This is a genomic window from Arthrobacter sp. P1_B4 (genome assembly GCF_056406555.1).
Window position 1 is genome coordinate 23611 of record NZ_JBFTZW010000024.1, and the last position, 20517, is coordinate 44127.

General features: G+C 67.2%; 18 protein-coding genes. 12 read left to right on the forward strand and 6 right to left on the reverse strand.

Translation table 11 applies throughout. The features are described from left to right. The first annotated feature begins 32 nt into the window (after positions 1-32). Complete coding sequence (gene aspS, locus AC1D1W_RS10715; protein WP_028277684.1) at positions 33-1817, forward strand: aspartate--tRNA ligase; 1785 nt, start codon at positions 33-35, stop codon at positions 1815-1817. Between the two features lie 95 nt (positions 1818-1912). Next, positions 1913-2755, forward strand: a complete 843-nt coding sequence (locus AC1D1W_RS10720) for a GNAT family N-acetyltransferase (RefSeq protein ID WP_476943653.1) — start codon at positions 1913-1915, stop codon at positions 2753-2755. A 320-nt stretch (positions 2756-3075) separates the two neighbouring features. On the opposite strand, the gene AC1D1W_RS10725 is transcribed toward AC1D1W_RS10720, so the two are convergent. The 5 genes from AC1D1W_RS10725 to AC1D1W_RS10745 all read right to left on the reverse strand — a co-directional run bounded on the left by AC1D1W_RS10725 (position 3076) and on the right by AC1D1W_RS10745 (position 8233). Further along, positions 3076-4473: an MFS transporter gene (locus AC1D1W_RS10725; protein ID WP_476943654.1), complete on the reverse strand. Its 1398-nt coding sequence runs from the start codon at positions 4471-4473 to the stop codon at positions 3076-3078. Between the two features lie 10 nt (positions 4474-4483). Next, positions 4484-4813, reverse strand: a complete 330-nt coding sequence (locus AC1D1W_RS10730) for a Dabb family protein (RefSeq protein WP_243177359.1) — start codon at positions 4811-4813, stop codon at positions 4484-4486. A gap of 1 nt (position 4814) precedes the next feature. Then, positions 4815-6485: a 4-oxocyclohexanecarboxylate 2-dehydrogenase gene (chcC1, locus tag AC1D1W_RS10735; RefSeq protein WP_476943655.1), complete on the reverse strand. Its 1671-nt coding sequence runs from the start codon at positions 6483-6485 to the stop codon at positions 4815-4817. Between the two features lie 94 nt (positions 6486-6579). Continuing rightward, entirely contained in the window at positions 6580-7341 is a 762-nt protein-coding gene (locus tag AC1D1W_RS10740; RefSeq protein ID WP_243177361.1) for an SDR family NAD(P)-dependent oxidoreductase, read from the reverse strand. 106 nt (positions 7342-7447) lie between these two features. Continuing rightward, complete coding sequence (locus AC1D1W_RS10745) at positions 7448-8233, reverse strand: IclR family transcriptional regulator (RefSeq protein ID WP_243177362.1); 786 nt, start codon at positions 8231-8233, stop codon at positions 7448-7450. 139 nt (positions 8234-8372) lie between these two features. Here AC1D1W_RS10745 and chcC2 point away from each other — a divergent pair, with 139 nt between their 5' ends. After that, entirely contained in the window at positions 8373-10091 is a 1719-nt protein-coding gene (gene chcC2 / locus AC1D1W_RS10750) for a 4-oxocyclohex-2-ene-1-carboxylate 5-dehydrogenase (protein ID WP_476943656.1), read from the forward strand. 155 nt (positions 10092-10246) lie between these two features. On the opposite strand, the gene AC1D1W_RS10755 is transcribed toward chcC2, so the two are convergent. Beyond that, positions 10247-10894 carry an acVLRF1 family peptidyl-tRNA hydrolase gene (locus AC1D1W_RS10755; RefSeq protein ID WP_476943657.1) on the reverse strand — a complete coding sequence of 216 codons (648 nt, stop codon included), beginning with the start codon at positions 10892-10894 and terminating at the stop codon, positions 10247-10249. Positions 10895-11071: 177 nt separating this feature from the next. Between AC1D1W_RS10755 and AC1D1W_RS10760 the strand changes: the two genes are divergently transcribed. The 9 genes from AC1D1W_RS10760 to AC1D1W_RS10800 all read left to right on the forward strand — a co-directional run. After that, on the forward strand, positions 11072-12400 hold the full coding sequence (locus tag AC1D1W_RS10760; RefSeq protein WP_476943661.1) for a replication-associated recombination protein A: 1329 nt from the start codon (positions 11072-11074) through the stop codon (positions 12398-12400). Positions 12401-12665: 265 nt separating this feature from the next. Further along, positions 12666-13064, forward strand: a complete 399-nt coding sequence (locus AC1D1W_RS10765) for a cupin domain-containing protein (protein WP_028276474.1) — start codon at positions 12666-12668, stop codon at positions 13062-13064. 186 nt (positions 13065-13250) lie between these two features. Then, complete coding sequence (rpsD, locus tag AC1D1W_RS10770; RefSeq protein WP_018773157.1) at positions 13251-13877, forward strand: 30S ribosomal protein S4; 627 nt, start codon at positions 13251-13253, stop codon at positions 13875-13877. A 167-nt stretch (positions 13878-14044) separates the two neighbouring features. Next, positions 14045-14419 carry a DUF948 domain-containing protein gene (locus tag AC1D1W_RS10775; RefSeq protein ID WP_476943662.1) on the forward strand — a complete coding sequence of 125 codons (375 nt, stop codon included), beginning with the start codon at positions 14045-14047 and terminating at the stop codon, positions 14417-14419. 20 nt (positions 14420-14439) lie between these two features. Next, complete coding sequence (locus tag AC1D1W_RS10780) at positions 14440-14706, forward strand: DUF6167 family protein (RefSeq protein ID WP_223916699.1); 267 nt, start codon at positions 14440-14442, stop codon at positions 14704-14706. Positions 14707-14881: 175 nt separating this feature from the next. Further along, a complete protein-coding gene (alaS, locus tag AC1D1W_RS10785) occupies positions 14882-17560 on the forward strand; it encodes an alanine--tRNA ligase (RefSeq protein WP_476943658.1) in 2679 nt (892 codons plus the stop codon). A gap of 10 nt (positions 17561-17570) precedes the next feature. Then, positions 17571-18155 carry a Holliday junction resolvase RuvX gene (gene ruvX, locus AC1D1W_RS10790; protein ID WP_243177367.1) on the forward strand — a complete coding sequence of 195 codons (585 nt, stop codon included), beginning with the start codon at positions 17571-17573 and terminating at the stop codon, positions 18153-18155. Continuing rightward, positions 18152-19906, forward strand: a complete 1755-nt coding sequence (gene mltG, locus AC1D1W_RS10795; RefSeq protein ID WP_476943659.1) for an endolytic transglycosylase MltG — start codon at positions 18152-18154, stop codon at positions 19904-19906. The genes ruvX and mltG overlap by 4 nt, the downstream gene beginning before the upstream one ends. Next, a partial coding sequence (locus AC1D1W_RS10800; RefSeq protein WP_476943660.1) for a shikimate dehydrogenase family protein occupies positions 19903-20517 on the forward strand: 615 nt, incomplete at its 3' end. The genes mltG and AC1D1W_RS10800, both read left to right, overlap by 4 nt.

Genomic DNA, 20517 nt, shown 5'->3' on the forward strand with positions numbered 1-20517 from the left:
TTTTCCCTCTGTCTTCTTCAGAAAGGCGTGCTGTGCTGCGCACACATGACCTCGGATCACTTCGCTCCGAGCACATTGGACAAACCGTAACCCTCGCCGGCTGGGTCGGCCGGCGTCGTGACCACGGTGGTGTCGCATTCGTTGACCTGCGCGACGCGTCCGGCGTCGCCCAGGTTGTGGTCCGCGAAGAAGAGGTCTTCCACGGACTGCGCAACGAGTATGTGCTGCAGATCGTCGGCACCGTCTCCCAGCGTCCCGAAGGCAACGAGAACCCGGCGCTTCCCACCGGCGAGATCGAGGTCATGGCCGAGAAGGTCACGATCCTCAACACCTCGGACCCGCTGCCGTTCCAGATCGACGAACACGTTGAGGTGGGCGAGGAAGCACGCCTGAAGCACCGCTACCTGGACCTGCGCCGCCCCGGCCCCGCCCGTAACCTGCGCCTGCGTTCGGAAGCCAACCGGGTGGCCCGCGAACTGCTCCACCAGGACGGCTACGTGGAGATCGAAACCCCCACGCTGACCCGTTCGACGCCGGAAGGCGCCCGCGACTTTGTGGTCCCCGCACGCCTGGCGCCGGGTTCCTGGTACGCGCTGCCGCAGTCCCCGCAGCTGTTCAAGCAGCTCCTTCAGGTGGGCGGCTTCGAAAAGTACTACCAGATCGCCCGTTGCTACCGCGATGAGGACTTCCGCGCGGACCGCCAGCCGGAATTCACCCAGCTGGACATCGAGGCCAGCTTCGTGGAACAGGACGACATCATCCGTCTGGGCGAGAACATCGTCAAGGCCCTGTGGAAGCTGATCGACGTCGAGATCCCGACGCCGATCCAGCGCATCACCTACCACGACGCCATGGCCCGCTACGGCTCGGACAAGCCGGACCTGCGCTTCGGCCAGGAACTCACCGAGCTGACCGAATTCTTCAAGGACACCAACTTCGGTGTCTTCAAGGCGCCCTACGTCGGCGCCGTCGTCATGCCCGGCGGCGCCTCCCAGGCCCGCCGGGCCCTCGACGCCTGGCAGGAGTGGGCCAAGCAGCGCGGCGCCAAGGGCCTGGCGTACGTCCTGTACAAGGAGGACGGCGAACTCGCCGGTCCCGTCGCCAAGAACCTCACCGAGACCGAGCGGGCGGGCCTCGCCGACGCCGTCGGCGCCAAGCCCGGTGACTGCATCTTCTTCGCAGCCGGCGAGAAGACCCCGTCCCGCGCGCTCCTCGGCGCTGCCCGCGTCGAGATCGGCCACCGCACCGGGCTCATCAACCCCGCTGACTGGGCGTTCTGCTGGGTCGTGGACGCGCCGATGTTCGAGCCGGCCGCCGCCGCCGTCGCCTCCGGCGACGTCGCCGTCGGCGCAGGCAAGTGGACCGCCGTCCACCACGCGTTCACCTCGCCCAAGCCCGAGTTCATGGACTCCTTCGACACCGATCCCGAATCGGCGCTGTCCTACGCCTACGACATCGTCTGCAACGGCAACGAAATTGGCGGCGGCTCGATCCGTATCCACGAGCGCGACGTCCAGGAACGCGTCTTCGAGCTCATGGGCCTGGACAAGGAAGACGCCCAGACCAAGTTCGGGTTCCTGCTGGAGGGCTTCAAGTTTGGAGCCCCTCCGCATGGCGGCATCGCCTTCGGCTGGGACCGCGTGGTTGCCCTGCTGGCCGGCGTGGAGTCCATCCGCGATGTCATCGCGTTCCCGAAGTCCGGCGGCGGCTTCGATCCGCTGACCCAGGCTCCCGCTCCCATCACGGCGCAGCAGCGCAAGGAAGCCGGCGTCGACTTCAAGCCGCAGCCCAAGAAACCTGAGGACGGTAGGGACTAGCCTGCGAACTTCAGCGGCAGGGGCTCCCCGGGCAACCGGGGAGCCCCTGCCGTCTGTCATTTGTAGCCCGCATTCGTCCCGGACGGAGTAGCTCGATGAACCTGGACCCGCGCCCCGGGATGATTCCTGGATCCATCCCCGGGCTGGAGACGCTGATGGATTCAGCGTGGCCTGCCGCGGAGCGCGAGGAATCCGGCGGGTGGGTGCTGCGGGCGGCGTCAGGGGTGACCCAGCGGGCGAACTCGGTCTGGCCGAGGGACCCCGGCGAGGATCCGCACCGGCAGCTCGCCGCAGTCCGCGACGCCCGGCTTTGGTACCGCAGCCGGCGGCTTCCGCTCATCTTCCAAATTTTTGAGGACCCACGCCGTGCGGCGCTCAACGCGGTGCTCGACGCCGAAGGGTTCACCCGGCAGTCCGAAACCCTGGTGCTCGTCCACGTTCCGGGTGCTGAGTCCGGACCGGAGTCCGGCGCGGGCTCCGGCGGCCCCGAACCTGCCGTGGAAATTTCGGCCCAGCCGTCGGCGGAATGGCTGGAACTGTGGTGGAGCGTCGACGGCCGCGGGGGAGCGGACGAGCTCGCCGTGGCCCGCGGCATTCTCGAAGGGTGCCCCTCGCTGTACGCTCTGGTGCGGGACGACGGCGGCGCGCCGGCCGCCGTCGCACGCCTCGCCTTGCCCAACACCGGCCCGTCCGGGCCCGGATGGGGCGGGCTGTACTGCATGGCAACGCGTCCGGATGCGCGGCGTAGGGGCTATGGCGGCCGGGTGGTCCGGGCGCTGCTGCACGAGGGCCGGGCCCGCGGCCTGGCGGGGTACTGGCTGCTGGTCATGGCCTCCAACGCCGGTGCCCGTGGGCTTTACGCCGGCGCCGGCTTCCGCGAAGCCGGCCGCTACCTCTACCGTCAGGACAGGCCCAAGCGGCATTTGACCGGCTGCTAAAACGGCCTCTGCGGCACCCGAGCGAATCGGGCACCGCAGACGCCGACGGGCCTTTAGGCGAAGCACGGGACTCTACATGTCTTCGGTTTCGAAGTGCAGGCCGAGCCACGGCGAGGCAGTCAGTTGACCATTGGAGGTCCGAGGTGCGGCCGGCGGTACCTCGCCGTGTGCAGCCGGGGCTACGCACGGCATGGGTCTCTGTGTGGTGGATCCCTGCGGTCCCAAGGTCCGGGGCCCGGTCACGTGAATGGGCCAGCGGTGCGGGAATGCGCTGCGGGGGCTGGTTCTGGACATGAGGGTCTCCTCAGGGTCGGGGCGGTTCAGGGAAGCCGCATGGCCGGCAGAGCCTGCTGCCCGGCGAGATTTTCCCCGGCAAGCAGTTCTCGGCGCCGGGCGGTCCCGGCCAGGTAGGGGCCGCCCAGATCCTGAATCGGGGTCTTGTACGTCTCACGGCAGAAGTACACCGAAACGGCGGCGATCAGCATGCAGACCGTGCCGAAGACGGCCACGGGAACCCAGCCGGCGATGCCCGGGGTTAGGAGCATGCCAGCGATCATTGGGCCGAAGCCCGCCAGGACCAGACCCAGCTGATTGCCCATCGCCATGCCCGTATAGCGCACCGGGGCGGCGAACTGCTCGGCGAAGAACGAGGGCCAGATGCCGTTGAAGCCGGAGTAGAGCACCGTCATGTTCAGGAACGCGGCTAGGAAGACCAGCACAATGTTGCCCGAGGACAGGGCCAGGAAGTACAGGAAAATCGTGAGGGAGCAGCCGATCGCGGCGGTCAGCAGCACCGGGCGCCGGCCGATCCGGTCCGAGAGCTTCGCGGCCAGCGGCATGGCGAACATCGACAAGCCGATGGCCACGGCGTTGACGGTCAGGATGGAGGCCCGGTCAAAACCGGCCGTGGAGGTGGCGTACGCCAGGCCGAAGACCGTGAAGATGGTCTGCATGACGGACATGATGGACATTCCCATCACACGCAGGACATCGGCGCCCTGGAACTTGAGGACGTCCTTGACCGGCATCGGGGCGACGTGCCGGTGCTCCTGGGCCTCCTCGAAGACCGGAGTTTCGTCCAGGTGGGTCCGCACCCAGTAGGCGATGCCCAGGACCACGATCGAGAACCAGAACGGGACGCGCCAGCCCCAGCTCATCATGGCTTCCTGCGGCATGGACGTGACTGGAATGAAGACGAGCGTGGCTAGGACCATGCCGGAGGCGTAGCCGGTCATCACGAAGCTGGTGAAGAAGCCGCGTTTGCCGTCCGGGGAGTGTTCAAGCGTGAGCGTGGACGCGCCCGCCGACTCGGCACCCGCGGAGAAGCCCTGGGCGAGCCGGCCCGCCACGAGCAGGATCGGGGCCAAGACGCCGACCTGTTCATAGGTCGGCAGGAAGCCGATGCCGAGCGAGGCCAGGCCCATGATGCCCAGGGTGAGCAGCAGGATCTTCTTGCGTCCCAGCTTGTCGCCGAAATGGCCCATGACCAGCCCGCCCACCGGCCGTGCCACGTAGGCGACGCCGAACGTGGCGAAGGCGCCGATCAGTCCGATGGCAGGGTCGGCGGACGGGAAGAACAGGTGCGGGAACACCAGCGCAGCGGCAGTCCCGTAGATGAAGAAGTCGTAGTACTCCAGGGTGCTGCCCAGGAAGGATGCCAGGGCAGCCTTCCGCGGAGTTTTGCGAGCGGCCAGGCGTGGGGCGGATGCAGTGTGCATGGTGATCTCCTTAAGACGACGATGTCTCAGTGGACGCCGGCTTCGTAGCCTCAAGATGGAAGTCCACCGCGAGGATCTGCTGGCTGTTGGGAAACGAGTACGCCTTGAGCGGCTCGTGAAGCGGATGCGTGTTGTATACCGCGATGTCCTCGACCTTTTCGAAGTCCGCCACGATGGCGTAGTCGAAGGAGCGCTCGGTGCTGAGCAGGTCCGGGCCGTGGGTCAGGCTGAGCATTCCGGGAATGTTCCCGGTCATCCTGTTGAGTCCTGTGATCCATGCCTGCTTGTCGGCGGGCGGGAAGTCCGGTTTGAACTTGAAGAGGACGGTGTGGCGGATCATCTCAGGCTTCTATCAGTTCGGCGGGGACCGAGGAACCGGAGACGAACTCGGGGTCCTGTCCGGCGATGGTGCGGCCGGCGAGGTAGCCCATGGTCATGATCGGGCCGAGCGTCGCGCCGGCACCCGGGTACCCTGCGGCGTAGGCGTTTTCGGTGGTGTTGCCGGCGGCATAGAGGCCCTCGATGGGGCGGTTGTCCACGTCCAGGACCCGGGCCCGGCCATCGGTGGCGACGCCGCCGTTCGTGCCGAACGCGCCGTTGACCACTTCCATGGCGTAGAACGGTCCGGTCTGCAGCGGACCGAGGGACGGGTTCGGGTAGGGGTTCTCGTCGTCGCCCCAGTATTTGTCGTACGCGCTTTCGCCCCGGCCGAAATCGGGGTCCTCGCCCTTGACGGCGAACTCGTTGAACCTGGCCATCGTGGCGGCCAGGCTTTCGGCCGGGACGCCGATTTTCGCCGCGAGCTCCTCCAGCGTCGGAGCCTCGATCAGGTAGGCGGGGGTGGGCTGGCCTGCGCGGTGTGCCAAGATGCCGTAGCGCTCCATGTAGGCGTGGTCCACGATCACATGCGCGGGGGTGTTGAGGCTCTGGTTCCTGGCGGAATCCCAGGACTGCAGGCTGCGGGCGAGGTCGTTGTAGTTTTGGGATTCGTTGGCGAAGCGACGGCCGTGGCGGTTGACCATGAGCGAGCCCGGGCCCTGGCGTTCGAAGCGGAGCAGGGTCCCGATCGGCTGCCCGTCGCGGGTGTCGCCGGTAATGGACATTGGCGCCCACCAGGCTTCACGGGTGCCGCGGGTCTGGCCGCCGATCCGCTGGGACATCCGCAGGCCGTCGCCGGTGTTCGAGGGCGGCGAGCACATTGTGTACAGCCGTGAGGCAAGCATGGAGTCGGCCAGTGCCTTGTCCCATTCGAAGCCGCCGGTGGCCAGCACCACGCCGTCGTTCGCCTGGAAGATGTCGCCGGATTCGAGTTCGACCCCGGTCACCCGGCCGCCGTCCGTGAGCAGCCGGTGGCCGCGGGCACCCGTGACGAGGGCGGCGCCGTCGCGGACCAGACTAGCCAGGAGCATGGACACGAGGGCCTGGCCCTTGGCCACGAGCCCGTCGGCCTGGCGCTGGCCGAGGTCATCCCAGGGGAACTTGGCGAACGCTCCCCAGTTTTCATATTCCTGCATCGTGAACGGGGCGCGGCCGTCGGTGCGGACATGGGAGGTGAGCGCGCCGAGGGCTTCCTTGCTGTTGAACAGTTCGGGCTCCACCGTGCGGCCACCCTCCATTGCGCCGGGCAGGTCCTGGCGGTAGTCCGGGAAGTTGTTGAGGAAAATGAAGCGGACGCCGCATTCCTCTTCGACGAAGCGGAGCATCGTGCCGCCGTAGTTCAGGGCGGCGTCCAGGAGCTCTTCCCGCCCACGGCCCCGCGCCACGGCGCGGACATACTCGGCGGCCGCTTCCTTCGAATCGGCGATCCCGGCTTCCCGGGCGTAGTGGTTGTCGGCGACCCAGAGCATGCCGCCGGAGACGGCAGAGGTGCCGCCCAGCAGGGCGCTCTTTTCCAGGACGACGACGGACTTGCCGGCACGTGCGGCGGTGGCAGCCGCGGTGAGGGCGCCGGCGCCGGAGCCGACGACGACGACGTCGTAGCGGTCCAGGTCGGTTCCATGGACGAATTTCATAGGTGATGCCTTTCAGGGAATGAAGAAGTTCCTGCGCGGCCGGTAAGCCGCTCCGGGAAACTGGGGCAAGGGCGGCAGGTCAGGGGTGGAGAGGTCAGACGGCGGTGTAGCCGCCGTCGATCACGAGTTCCGAACCCGTAGTGAAGCGGGATTCGTCCGAGGCCAGGTACAGGACGCCGTAGGCGATTTCGTCCGGTTCGCCCTGCCGGGGCAGCGGATTGGAGCCGACGAGCTGCTTGTAATACTGTTCCGCGCCGATCTCGGACTGTTCGGCGGAGCGGCGGCTCATCCGGGTGTTCATGGAACCTGGATGGATGGAGTTCACCCGGATGCCGTGGCTGCCGTAGGCTGCCGCATCGGACTTGCTCAGCAGCCGGACGGCGCCCTTCGTGGCGTGGTAGAGCGGCACGTTCCGGCCGCCCGTGATGCCGTGGATGGACGAAAAGTTGATGATGCTGCCGGCGCCCTTCTCGATCATTCCCGGGACCACGTGCTTGGTCATCAGCCAGACGCCCTTGACGTTGACGTCGAAGATCGTGTCGAAGTCAGAGACGGTGGCGGTGTGGGACGCGCCGGCCGGGCCGATGATGCCGGCGGCGTTGACCAGGATGTCGGGGGCGCCGAGGTCGTCGGTGACGCGGCGGATCGTCTCGGCGACGCTGTCCTCGCTGGTGACGTCGACGTCGTACTCGCTGATGTTTTCGTGAGTGGCGCCGGCCGGGATGCCGGCAACGTCGAGGCTGGCGACCTTCGCGCCGTGCTCGGCCAGCAGGGCGGCGGTGGCGCCGCCCAGATCTCCGCGGCCGCCGGTGACGATGGCGGTCTTTCCGGCAACGCGGCTCTGTGTGGGGTTCATGTGGTGCTCCTCGTGCTCCTGCAGCATCTTCGCTGCGACTAAGCCAGAGTGACAGTGAGTCTGTGACGGCAACCACACGATTCCCGATGAACGGAAATGGAATGCCTTAGTGGCTTTGGCGGAGGGTTCCCTTGAGTTCTCCCTGCCAGCCGAGGGCCCGCGAAATGCCCCGCGCGGCAGCCATCAGGACGGGTACGCGGGCGGCCGCGTTCTCCTCGTTGCGCGGCACCACCACGCTGAGTGCGGCGCGGATGGTGTTGTCCGGGCCGAAGACGGGGACCGCGATGCCGCTGGACTCCGGCACGATCACGCCGGGCATGGCAGCGAAGCCGCGTTGCCTGATCTCGGCCAGGTGCCGGCGCAGCAAAGCGGGATCGGTCAGGGTGGTTTCGGTGAACTTCGTCAGGGGCCGGGCAAGGATGCGGTCCTGGTAGGCGGCGGGGGAGTGGGCCAGCAGGACCAGTCCGGAGGACGTCGCATGGACGGGGAGGCGGCCGGCGATCTTGGTGATGTCCACAATGGTCTTGTCGGAGCCCAGCCGCTCGATATACAGGACCTCGTCCGAATCAAGGATGCCCAGGGTGGTGGAGTGCTGCACCACGGCCTGGACGTCCTCCATGAACGGCAAGGCGGCCTCCCGCAGCCCCAGCATCTTGGACCCTCGGGAAACGAGTTCCCACATCCGCGTTCCGATATGGATGTCACCTCCAGGTTCGCGCTCAAGAAGCCGCTCGAGGAGGAGTTCGTTAACGAGGCGGTAGGTGGTGGTCACCGGCAGTCCGGTGCGGCGACCCAGTTCGGCGACGCTCATGGAGGTGTGGCTGTCGTCGAAGGCGCTGACGATTCTGACGAACCGTCCGATGATCGACTCGCCCGATGGGGAATTCGCCACACGCCCTCCTCAGGGAACCATATTCCCGCTCAATGGTAATCCTGCTCACGGGGCTGGCCGTCACCGGCTCTACTGGGGGACTAGCATTCAACCCCGGCTGCCGCAGCGAAGCGCGCGGCCGACTGAACGGAGCAAAACCATGTGTATACCCGTCCTCTGTGATGTCCTCGTCATCGGCTCCGGTGCGGCCGGAATGGCCGCAGCGTTGAAGGCCGCCTCGCAAGGCCTGAACGTGATTGTGGCCGAGAAGGAGCAGTATTTCGGCGGCACGACGGCGATCTCCGCGGGCTGGGCGTGGGTCCCCGGCAACAAGCAGGGCGTAGAGCAGGGCGATACCCGCGAGGCAGCGGAGACCTACTTGCGAAGCCTGGCGCCGGAGACGTTCAACCAGACCGGCGTCCGTGACTTCCTGGATACCGTGCCGGAGGCCATCGCCTTCTTCGAGAACGAGACCGACGTGAAGTTCACCTACCCGGAGAAGTCGCCGGACTACAAGATGGACCTGCCCGGCGCGAAACTCTCAGGGCGGGCAATACTGCCGCAGGATGTCGACGCACGCGTGCTGGGGGACAAGCGGCTCCTGATGCAGCCCTACATGAGTTCCTACACCGTCTTTGGCTACATGCCGCAGGTGGGTCCGGACATCAACGAGTTCTTCCATGTCAACCAGTCGGTCAAGTCGTTCGTCTACGTGGCGAAGAAGTTGTTGCGCACCTGGGCCGATGCCGCCCGCTATAAGCGGCCGGTCCTGCGTTCCAACGGCAACGCGCTGATGACCCGCATGGTCAAGAGCGCCGATGACTTGGGTGTGCGACTCTGGAATTCATCTCCTGTCCTCTCCCTGACCAGGGACGACGCCGGCACTATCACCGGAGCGGTCATTGGGGGAGACCACGCCGCGACTGTGGCCGCACGGCTCGGCGTTATCCTCGCTGCCGGTGGTTTCTCCGGCAACAAGGAACTGCGGAAGCGGTACTTCCCGCACGACGCCGACGGTGACGACCACTTCACCCCGACCGTGGGCCACGGCGGTGACGCTGCCACCCTGGCAATCAGCGTGGGCGGCCACATCGACAACTCGGTGTTCAGTGTGGGGTCCTGGGCGCCGGTAACTGTCTTCAAGTACCTCAGCGGTAAAGAGCGCCTCTTCCCGCACCTGCGGGCCATCGGGCTGCCGGGACTGATCGCCGTCGACCGTCACGGCAAGCGCTTCGGGAACGAAGCCCTGAGCTATCACGACTTCGGCGGGGCCATGATCGAGCACAACAAGGACGAGGACAAGACGTTCGGGTATGTGATTGGTGACGCCAGGACGATGCACAAGTACGGCATCGGCTATGCCAAGCCCTGGCCGATGCCGCGCGGCTACTTCTACAAAACGGCCTACCTGGTCAAGGGGGACACCCTGGCGGAGCTGGCAGGCAAGCTCGGCATCGACGCCGCGGGTTTGAAGGAGACCGTGGCCGGGTTCAATCCGGCAGCGGAACGCGGCGAGGACCCGGCGTTCGGCCGTGGCTCCACCCTGTACAACCACTTCCGCGGCGATATGGAACACAAGCCGAACCCCAATCTGGCCCCTGTCGGCAAGGGCCCGTACTATGCGGCCAAGATCCAGATGGGCGACCTGGGCACGTTCGCCGGCATCGGCGTCAACGAACGCTCCGAGGTAGTTACCGAGGAGGCAACCGCCGTTCCCGGCCTGATCGCCGTCGGTGCGGCAGCGGTCAGCGTCTTCGGCGGCGGCTACCCTGGCTACGGCTCCCACATCGGCCCGGCCCTGGTGTTCGGCTACCGGGCGGGACGCGACGTCGCCAAACTCGCCGCCGATCGCGGTGTAACCCGCGCGGCCGGCGTCTGACGCCGTAGGCCGGGGGAGTCCATCATGGCGAATTCGCCCTCGACGGCGTCACCGTCACTCTGGCGCCGGAAGAGTAGCCGCGGCGTCCGGTAGCCGGATAGCGAAGAGGCCGTCATTCCATCTGTATACATTGGGGGATGGAACGGCGGATTATCCTACGCCTGCGGATCCGTCACCAGGATCCGCACCGCGCACAGGTCCGCGGCCGCCTTCTTCAGCACTGCGGCGCGCGGATCCGGGACGTCGAGGAACGCCAGCCTCGGACGTGCCGCGTACTGCTTCAGAACCGGTTCGGCGAGGACCTGCTCGGCAAGGGTCCGGTCGCCGCCGGGAGCCAGATACTCGATCGGGTGCTCCGCGAAAATCCGCCCGGCGTGCTCGGCGACGGCCTCCACCAGGGCATCGGCCTGGTTGGCGCGCCGCCGGGCAAAACGTTGCTGGGACCAGCCGCCGGCAGCCGTCCGCGACTGGACGTGGCGCGTGCCGGTCTTGGACGCCAGCACGGTGCCGGCGCTGACCACAGCCACCGAATATCCGCCGCGGCGGACCAGCACGGTGCCGATGCTCCGCGACTGGGACGCCAGGGAAGCGAGGCGGGCGACGGCGTCGCCGCCGCGCCCAGGACGGCCGTCCGCCGGCCACGGCGCCTGGAGCAGGGCTACGGCGCCGTCGGCGGCGCGCAGCTGCAGACCGGCGTCGAGCTCCTCCTCCACCAGTGCGCCGTGGCTCGCGGCGAAGCGGTCCACCCAGCCCGGCAGCCGCGCCCCGGAGACGAACGCCACACGGGTGTCGGGTGTTGTCATGGCGCGGGTCTCCGTTACGAGGGTGTCTGGGCAGGCGGGAACTAGAAGTAGCCTATCTATGTGGATGATCTCTTTGGCGCAGGGCGGGACGGCGGCGCCGCTATCGAGGATGAGGGCGACGCTGACCAGACCGGCGAGAGCCGCCGGGTCTCCCCGCGCAGCCCGCTCGCCGTCCGGATGCGGCCTCGGACACTTGATGACGTGGTGGGCCAGCAGCACCTCCTCGGCCACGGCTCGCCGCTGCGCCAGCTCGCCGCAGGCACGGACGCCACCGGCCCCGCGGGTCCCAGTTCGCTGATCCTCTGGGGCCCTCCGGGTACCGGCAAAACCACGCTCGCGCACGTCATCGCCAAGGGCCCAGGGCGGAAGTTCGTCGAGCTCTCCGCCATCACTGCCGGCGTCAAGGACGTCCGCCGCGTCATGGACGAAGCCCTCACCGCCCGTGACCTGTTCAAAACCACCACTGTGTTGTTCCTGGATGAGATCCACCGCTTCAACAAGGCCCAGCAGGACGCCCTGTTGCCCGGCGTCGAAAACCGCTGGGTGGTCCTGGTCGCCGCGACCACCGAAAACCCCTCCTTCTCCGTCGTTTCCCCGCTGCTATCGCGCTCCCTGCTGTTGACGCTCAAACCGCTCACCGACGCCGATGTCGAGGGCCTTCTCCTGCGGGCCGCAACGGATGACCGCGGGCTCGGCGGCAAAGTGGAACTCAGCGACGAGGCCCTGGCACACCTCATCCGGCTCTCCGGCGGGGATGCCCGCCGTGCGCTGACCGCGCTTGAGGCGGCGGCCGGCGTCGCGTTCGGGGACGCGGACGACGCCGACGCAGTCGTAGCCGGCACAGCCAGCGGGGCGCCCGAGGCGGCCCCGGTGAAGATCGAGCTCAAACACACCGAACGCGCCCTGGATGTTGCCTCCGTCCGCTACGACCGGGCCGGGGACCAGCATTACGACGTCGCCAGCGCGTTCATCAAGTCGATCCGGGGTTCCGACGTCGACGCCGCGCTGCACTACCTGGCCCGGATGCTGGAGGCGGGCGAGGACCCCCGGTTCGTGGCCCGCAGGATCGTGATCTCGGCGGCTGAGGACGTCGGCATGGCTGACCCGACTGCGCTGCAGACCGCCGTCGCGGCGGCCCAGGCCGTACAGCTGATCGGCATGCCGGAAGGCCGCATCATCCTCGCCGAAGCCGTGGTGCATCTGGCCACCGCGCCGAAGTCCAACGCCGCGTACATGGGCATTAACCAGGCGATCGCCGACGTCCGCGCCGGGCTCGGGAACGGCATCCCCGCCCACCTTCGCGACGCCCACTACCCGGGCTCGAAACAGCTCGGCCACGGCAAGGGCTACAAATACGCCCACGATGCCCCGCACGCCGTCGCCACGCAGCAATACCCGCCGGACGACCTCGTCGGGCGCAACTACTACGAACCCACCGGCAACGGGGCCGAACGCGACATCGCCACCCGGCTCGAGCGGCTTCGGAGGATCATCCGCGGCACCTGAAAGGCACGTGGGCGGCAAGTGAACGCCCGTGACCTGCGGCTGGTCGGCGGCGCCCGGTGGCGCCGGAATCCGCCGTTGACATAGGGGCCAAGAGGTCTAACGTGGAATTACGGCGGCATGGATCTGCTGACCGTCCGTGCGGCGCAGGGGACAGCGCGGTCACATCGCTGGCTCCCTCGTTCCGGACCCCGGAACGGCAGCTGGCTTCGCTCCATCCCAGCTCATCCAGCGCGAGCGTTCCCGTCCCGTCCCCGGCAGGTGTCCCATGAGTATCAACTTCGTTACAGCCATGGCAGTGAAGTCCTTCGATGTGCCGGACAAGAAACGGTGCCCGGACAAGGCCGAATTCGACCTCTGCACAGTGAACGACTACTCGGTGGCCCGGCTGATCCTGGGCCCGGGCTGGCGGTGGTCGGAGAACACCAGACCCTACGAGCGGACCGACGTCTGCCTGCACCACCATCTCGGCTTCTGCATCTCCGGTGAAATGGAAGTCGAAACGGCCGAAGGGCTGCGCTCCACGATCCACGCCAACGACACCTACGCGATTCCGCCGGGACACGACGAATGGGTGGTGGGCCCGAAACCGTTCGTGGCCGTGGAATTCCTGGGCGCGGCGTCCTTCGGGCGCAGCGGTGTCCGGGGAGCGCACGCCAGAATCTGACTTCGGTCCGCGGGCCGGATCTGGTAGGCTGGACCGTTGTCTGGCAAGGCACGGACGCACAATCCATGGAAACTTCGGTTCGATGAGGGTTGCCCTGTGCCCAGTAGCAAAAGGCAGCGGTTGGCCGATGCTCTCCATCGTGGAGGCCAGTAACACTGACACACCGCAGATATTGGAAGGACACAAGTGGCTAACAACACTCGTGCTCGCCGTACCGCACGCCTTTCGCGTGCACTCGGCATCGCTCTGACCCCCAAGGCCGCCAAGTACATGGAGCGCCGCCCGTACGGCCCCGGTGAGCATGGCCGTGCCCGCAAGAAGCAGGACTCCGACTACGCCGTACGTCTGCGCGAAAAGCAGCGTCTGCGCGCCCAGTACGGCATCCGCGAAGCCCAGATGACCCGTGCCTTCGAAGAAGCACGCCGCACCAAGGGTCTGACCGGTGAAAACCTGATCGAACTGCTCGAAATGCGTCTCGACGCCCTCGTGCTGCGTGCCGGCTTCGCCCGCACCATCGCCCAGGCCCGCCAGCTGGTTGTGCACCGCCACATCCTCGTTGACGGCATCCGCGTTGACCGCCCGTCTTTCCGCGTCGGCGAGGGCCAGCTGGTCCACGTTCACAGCCGCAGCGAGACCATGCCTCCGTTCCAGGTTGCAGCAGCCGGCGCTCACCGCGACGTCCTGCCGATCGTTCCGGCTTACCTGGACGTCAAGCTTGACGCCCTGCAGGCCCGCCTGGTGCGTCGCCCCAAGCGCTCCGAGATCCCCGTGACCTGCGAAGAGCAGCTCGTCGTGGAATTCTACGCACGCTAATTCAAAAGGCATCACCTACAAAGAAGCCCGTGGCAAGCGCCGCGGGCTTCTTTGTATGTAAGGTACTTGGGGGAGTTCCCCGGGAGCCGGTTCCGCCCGGCGGTCGAAACCGTCGGAGCCCGACGCAACAAGCAGGTATCCACTGCAGTTCAAGGAGATGAGTGTCTATGTCTGGTGGCGATATTGCCGGCCTGATCGCGGCTGGAGTGTTTGCACTGCTGGTCCTGCTGCTCGCCGTGCCGATCCTGAAGCTCGGGGGAGTGTTCGACGAAATGCGGACCACCATCCGCTCCATCAGCGACGGCGCCACCCCGCTCATGGACGAGGTCACCGCCACGGTGACCACCACTAACGAGCAGCTGAAGAAGGTTGACGGCATCTCCTCGAACGTCTCGGACGCCTCCGCCAACATCTCGGCGTTGTCCTCGCTCATGGCCGCCACCGTGGGCTCGCCGCTGATCAAGGTGGCAGCCTTCAGCTACGGCGTGCGCTMCGCCTTCAGCACCCGCAAAAAGCCCGCCACCGGCCGCCGCAGCCGCTAAACCCTCCGGGAGCACCTGACATGAACAGAATCATCTGGATGGGAATCGGCGTCGCGATCGGCGTCATCGCCTTCCGCAAAGTCACCGAAGCGCAGTCCGCCCTCGGCCCCGAAGGCCTGAACCGCGCCGTCGGACGGCTGGCGGACGGCCTGCTCGACTTCGCCGATGCCGTCCGCGATGGCATGGGCGAGCGGGAGTCAGAACTCCGCACGGCCCTCGGGATCGAGACGGCAACGGACCTCGCTGCCGGCGGCACTGTCGCCCGCCGGGATGCGGTCCGGCGCTAGCCGGGAGAGAATTAGTAAGTAAGGTGCCCGTCACCGGGGGCGACGGTGCGCCGACGCCCCCGGTGACGGGCACCAGATTGACGGGCCCGGATCAATGCCGGTCCTCAGCTTGTCCCGCGCAGCACAGACGCGGGCCACCTAACGCAGTGAATATTGAAGGGTAAGAAAACAGCTCATGAAGTCGCAGGAGATCACCAAGCGCTGGATCGACTTTTTTGTCAGCAAGGGGCACACCGCCGTGCCCTCCGCCTCCCTGGTCTCCAGCGACCCGTCCCTGCTGTTCACGGTGGCCGGCATGGTCCCGTTCATCCCGTACCTGACCGCCCGTGAGGAGGCCCCCTACCAGCGGGCCACCAGTGTGCAGAAGTGCATCCGGACCGGTGACATCGAGGAAGTGGGCAAAACCGCCCGCCACGGCACGTTCTTCCAGATGTGCGGCAACTTCTCCTTTGGCGACTACTTCAAGGAAGACGCCATCAAGTTCGCGTGGGAGCTCCTGACCACCAGCGTGGACGACGGCGGGTACGGACTGCCGCCGGAGCGGCTCTGGGTCACCGTCTATGAAGAGGACGACGAGGCCGAGCAGCTGTGGCTGAAGAACACCGGCATGCCGGCCGAGCGGATCCAGCGCATGGGCAAGTCCGACAACTACTGGTCCACCGGCCAGCCCGGCCCCGCCGGTCCCTGCTCGGAGATCTACTACGACCGCGGCCCGTCCTACGGCGTCGAGGGCGGCCCCATCGCCGATGAAAACCGCTACGTCGAGATCTGGAACCTCGTGTTCATGCAGTACCAGATCGACAACGTCCGCTCGAAGGTGGATTTCGACATCACCGGAGAGCTGCCCAAGAAGAACATCGACACGGGCCTGGGCATGGAGCGCCTCGCGATGATCCTCCAGGACGTCGAGAACATGTACGAAACGGACCAGGTCCGCCCCGTGATCGACCGGGCCGCGGCACTCTCCGGCCGGGAGTACACCTCCGCGGAGTCCGCCGAGGACCCGCACCACACGGACGACGTCCGCATGCGCGTCGTTGCCGACCACATCCGCTCGGCCCTCATGCTGATCGCCGACGGCGTGACCCCCTCCAACGAGGGCCGCGGCTACGTGCTGCGCCGCCTGATCCGCCGGGCCGTCCGCTCCATGCGCCTGCTCGGCGTCGAAAAGGCGTGCCTGCCGGAACTGCTGCCCGCCTCGCGGGACGCCATGAAGGGTGTCTACCCGATCGTAGAGACCGACTTCGAACGCATCAGCCGGATTGCCTACGCCGAAGAGAAGGCGTTCCTGCGCACCATCGCCTCCGGCACCGCCCGCCTCGAGGACGCCGTCAAGGAATCCAAGGCCGCCAACCAGCCGCTCTCCGGCGCCGACGCCTTTGCCCTGCATGACACCTACGGCTTCCCGATCGACCTGACCCTGGAAATGGCCGAAGAGGCCGGGCTGAAAGTCGACGAGCCCGAGTTCCGCAAGCTCATGCTCGAGCAGCGCCAGCGCGCCCAGGCCGACGCCAAGGGCAAGAAGGGGTCGCACGCTGACCTCAGCGCGTTCCAGGAGCTGCTGTCCGCCGGCGAGACAGTCTTCACCGGCTACACCGAGCTCCAGGGCGAGTCCAAGGTCCGCGGCATCCTCTCCGGCGGCCGGAAGGTCGCCCAGGCCTCCACCGGCGATGAAATCGAACTGGTCCTGGCCGAGACGCCGTTCTACGCCGAAGCCGGCGGCCAGGCTGCCGACACCGGGCTGATCACCGGCGACGGCTTCGTCGTCGAGGTCCTGGATGTCCAGCGCCCCGTCAAGGGCCTCAGTGTCCACAAGGCAATCGTCCGCGAAGGCGAAATCGGTGCCGACTCGCTGGTTCAGGCCGCCGTGGACCGGGAACGCCGCCACGCCGCGGAGCAGGCCCACACCGGCACGCACATTGTGCACGCTGCCCTGCACCAGATCCTCGGCCCGGAAGCCCTGCAGCGCGGCTCCTTCAACAAGGCCGGCTACCTGCGATTCGACTTCGCCTGGGGTGAGGGCCTGAGCGCCGCCACCCGGTCCGAGATCGAGGAAGTCTCCAACATCGCCATCCGCAACAACTTCCGGGTGGAGACCAAGATCATGGGGCTTGCCGAGGCCAAGGCGCTCGGCGCCATGGCATTGTTCGGCGAGAACTACGGCAACGAGGTCCGCGTTGTGGAAATCGACGGCGCCTGGTCCCGGGAACTCTGCGGCGGCACCCACGTCGAGAACACCTCGCTGATCGGCAGCCTGTCCCTGCTCGGCGAACAGTCGGTCGGCTCAGGAAACCGCCGCGTTGAAGCCTTCGTGGGCATGGACGCGTTCCGGCACCTGGCCGCGGAGCGGGCGCTCGTCACCGAGCTCACGGAAATGCTGAAGGTTCCCTCCGGGCTGCTCGCGGACCGGATTTCCAACACCCTGACCAAGCTCAAGACGGCCGAGAAGGAACTTGAGCGGCTGCGCAAAGAGCAGCTCACTGCCGCCGCAGCCCAGCTGGTCGGCACCGCCCAGGATGCCGCCGGCGTCAAGGTCATCGCGCACGACGCCGGCCAGGTCAGCGGCGCGGACGACCTGCGCGGCCTGGCCCTGGACCTGCGGACGCGTCTCGGGTCCGAGGCCGCCGCCGTCGCGGTGGCCGGAGTCAGCAACGACCGTCCCGTGATCCTGGTCGCCACCAACGAAGCCGCCCGGGCAGCCGGAGTCAAGGCCGGTGCCCTGGTGCGCCTCGCCGCAGGCATCCTCGGCGGCGGCGGTGGCGGCAAGGACGACGTCGCCCAGGGCGGCGGGACCGACGCAGCCAAGGTCGGTGCTGCCCTCGGCGCCGTCGTGGACGCCATTACCAGGCGATAGCGGATCCCACGTGTCTGAAGCTGCTGTGGCCGGCGTCTACCCCCGGGGCGTGAAGCTCGGGGTGGACGTCGGCACCGTCCGTGTGGGGGTGGCCGTCTGCGACCCCGACGGAATCCTGGCGACGCCGCTGCGCACGCTGGCGCGGAACGTGAAGAAGAACACTGACGTGCGAATCCTGGCTGCCCTGGCCGCGGAGCTGGACGCCGTGGAGATTTTCGTGGGACTGCCGCGCACCATGAAGGGCGAAGAGCACGCCTCCGCCAGGATGGCGACCGAGTACGCACAGCTGCTGGTACTGGCCCTGCAGGACGCCGGATCCGAGGTGCCCGTGCGCCTGGTTGACGAGCGGCTCAGCACCGTGAGCGCCCACCGCAACCTGCACGAAGCTGGCATGAGCAGCAGGAATCACCGTACAGTTGTTGATCAGGTTGCGGCGGCAGGTATTCTGCAACATGCGATTGATATGCAAAAGGCCAGGGGAACGGAGGTCGGAAACCGCGTGTACGCGGAGTCTGCGCCGGGGCCGACCGGAGGCGGCGCACAGACCGGCCCGGCAGTACAGACGCACTCTTCAGAAAATGGAAGGCTACAGTGAGCCCGGTCAACAGTGATGACTCCTCCGGTGACGCCCTTGGTGGCGCCGGCCGACCGCTGACGCGCAAAGAAATCCGGGCCCGGGAAAAGCTTCTGGCCACCCAGGGCCACAACGTGATCCCGCCGCAGGCTTTTGAGACGGGACCGGACGTTCCGACGCCGGCAACGGCACCGGCACAGGAACAGGCACAAGACAGCGAACTGCCGCAGGCCGCACCGGAACTTCCCGACGCGGCACCGACAGTGCACGAAGAAGCCATTCGTGAAGAGCCCGTGCACGAAGAAGCCGTGCGTGAAGAGCCCGTGCGCGAAGAAGCCGTGCGTGAAGAAGCCGTGCGTGAAGAGTCCGTGCGCGAAGAAGGCGTGCACGAAGACTTCACGCAGCTGATCCCTGTCCGTGATGTACCAGTCCACGAAGTACCTTCCCGCGACGAGCCCGTCCGCGAAGACGCTGGCCACGAGGACGTCGTCTATGCGTCAGCGGGCCGGCTCGGCCACGGGGCCAGCCACGATGCGGCTGCCCATGACGCCGGCGTCCACGATGGCTACGCTCCGCACCCCCACGACGCGGCCCACCATCTCTACGACAGCTCCGTTGACCCCCAGGCACAGCCGCACCCGGAGGCCGAGTACCACGGCGACCCGGGCGAGGAGCTGATGGCCGGAGCGGTCCGCTACGACAAGGGACCGTCCAAGAAGGTCCGCCGGCGGCGCCGCTTCCTGGCACTGGTGCTGACCCTGACGGTCTTCGTCGTCGCAATCGCCGTCGGCGCACAGTTCCTCAAGCCCCTCCTGGGCGGGGACACCATGGCCGACTACCCAGGCCCCGGAACCGGTGAGGTCACCATCACGGTCGAACCCGGCGCCGGAACGCGGTCCGTGGCCACCGAACTTCAGTCGAAAAAGGTCGTGGCCAACGCGGACACCTTCCTCAAGGAGTTCACCGCATCCGGCGGTGCCCTGAACCCCGGCACGTTCTCGATGCGCCAGGAAATGAAGAACTCCGATGCCGTGGATGTCCTGCTCAACAAGGGCCAGAGCAAGGTCATGTACTTTGCGCTCAGCGCCGGGCTGCGGATCGGCGAATCCCTGCAGGCGATTTCCGAGGGCACCGGGATTCCTGTTCAGGATCTGAAAGCGCTCAGCGATGCGCCCGCGCAGTTCGGCGTCCCGGCCAAAGCCAAGAACCTCGAGGGCTACCTGGCGCCGGGGGAGTACCGCTTCCCGTTGGGCTCCTCCGCCAAAGACATTTTGCAGAAGCTCGTCGGCAGCACCCAGGATGAACTCAAGACCCAGGGCGTTACCGATCCCGCGAAACAGTACGACGTCGTGACCGTGGCCAGCATCGTCCAGGCCGAAGGCGGCCAAGCCGAATATGGTGACGTCGCCGGCGCCATCTACAACCGCCTCAAGCCCAACAACACCGAGACCAACGGGCTCATCCAGTCCGATGCCACCGTCACCTACGGCCTGGGCATCCGCAGCTTCCACATCGACGAGGCCCAGAAGGCTGACAAGTCGAACCCGTACAACACCTACGCCAACCAGGGGCTGCCCGCCGGCCCCATCGGTTCCCCCGGCAAGACGGCCATTGACGCCGCCGCCAAGCCCAAGTCCAACAGCTTCCTCTACTGGGTCACCATCAACCTGGACACCAAGGAGACCAAGTTCTCCAAGACGCTCGCGGAACACAACGGCTACGTGGCGCAGTACAACGCCTGGTGCGAGGCCAACCCGGGACGCTGCGTATGACGCTGCGGGCGGCCGTCCTCGGGCATCCCATCAGCCATTCGAAGTCGCCCGCGCTGCACCGGGCCGCGTACGCCCACCTGGGCGTGGATATCGCCTACTCCGCCATTGACGTGACCGAGGCCGCCCTGCCCGATTTTATGAGGCAGGTCAGGGACGAGGTGCGCGCTGACGGTTCCTGGCGCGGCCTGTCGGTCACCATGCCGCTCAAATCGGCCATGGTGGCGGAAGTGGACGAGGTCCGGGGCGTGGGGCGCGCACTCGGGGTCGTCAACACGGTTGCGTTCGAATCAGACGGCGGCAGTGCCGGCCACACGCGACTGGTCGCGTACAACACCGACGTCACCGGGATCGTCAACGCGCTCCGGCACGCGGGGGCAGCCTCGGCGCCCACCGCCGTGATCCTCGGCGGGGGCGGGACCGCGGCAGCAGCCATCGCGGCGCTCAAGGAACTGGGGGCGGTGTCCGCCGAAGTGTTCGTCCGCGATGTCAGCCGCGCGGCGGAGGCCCGCGCGGCCTCCGCCGCCGTCGGCGTCCCCGTCCGGGTGCTTCCCCTCGCCGGGGCGGCAGCCGCCGTCGCCGCGGCCGACGTGGTCATCTCCACGCTGCCGCCC

Coding starts and splice junctions, on each gene's coding strand:
- AC1D1W_RS10720 (WP_476943653.1), top strand. CDS start 1,913: ATGAACCTGGACCCGCGCCCCGGGATGATTCCTGGATCCATCCCCGGG.
- AC1D1W_RS10725 (WP_476943654.1), bottom strand. CDS start 4,473: ATGCACACTGCATCCGCCCCACGCCTGGCCGCTCGCAAAACTCCGCGG.
- AC1D1W_RS10730 (WP_243177359.1), bottom strand. CDS start 4,813: ATGATCCGCCACACCGTCCTCTTCAAGTTCAAACCGGACTTCCCGCCC.
- chcC1 (WP_476943655.1), bottom strand. CDS start 6,485: ATGAAATTCGTCCATGGAACCGACCTGGACCGCTACGACGTCGTCGTC.
- AC1D1W_RS10740 (WP_243177361.1), bottom strand. CDS start 7,341: ATGAACCCCACACAGAGCCGCGTTGCCGGAAAGACCGCCATCGTCACC.
- chcC2 (WP_476943656.1), top strand. CDS start 8,373: ATGTGTATACCCGTCCTCTGTGATGTCCTCGTCATCGGCTCCGGTGCG.
- AC1D1W_RS10755 (WP_476943657.1), bottom strand. CDS start 10,894: ATGACAACACCCGACACCCGTGTGGCGTTCGTCTCCGGGGCGCGGCTG.
- AC1D1W_RS10760 (WP_476943661.1), top strand. CDS start 11,072: ATGCGGCCTCGGACACTTGATGACGTGGTGGGCCAGCAGCACCTCCTC.
- AC1D1W_RS10765 (WP_028276474.1), top strand. CDS start 12,666: ATGAGTATCAACTTCGTTACAGCCATGGCAGTGAAGTCCTTCGATGTG.
- AC1D1W_RS10780 (WP_223916699.1), top strand. CDS start 14,440: ATGAACAGAATCATCTGGATGGGAATCGGCGTCGCGATCGGCGTCATC.
- alaS (WP_476943658.1), top strand. CDS start 14,882: ATGAAGTCGCAGGAGATCACCAAGCGCTGGATCGACTTTTTTGTCAGC.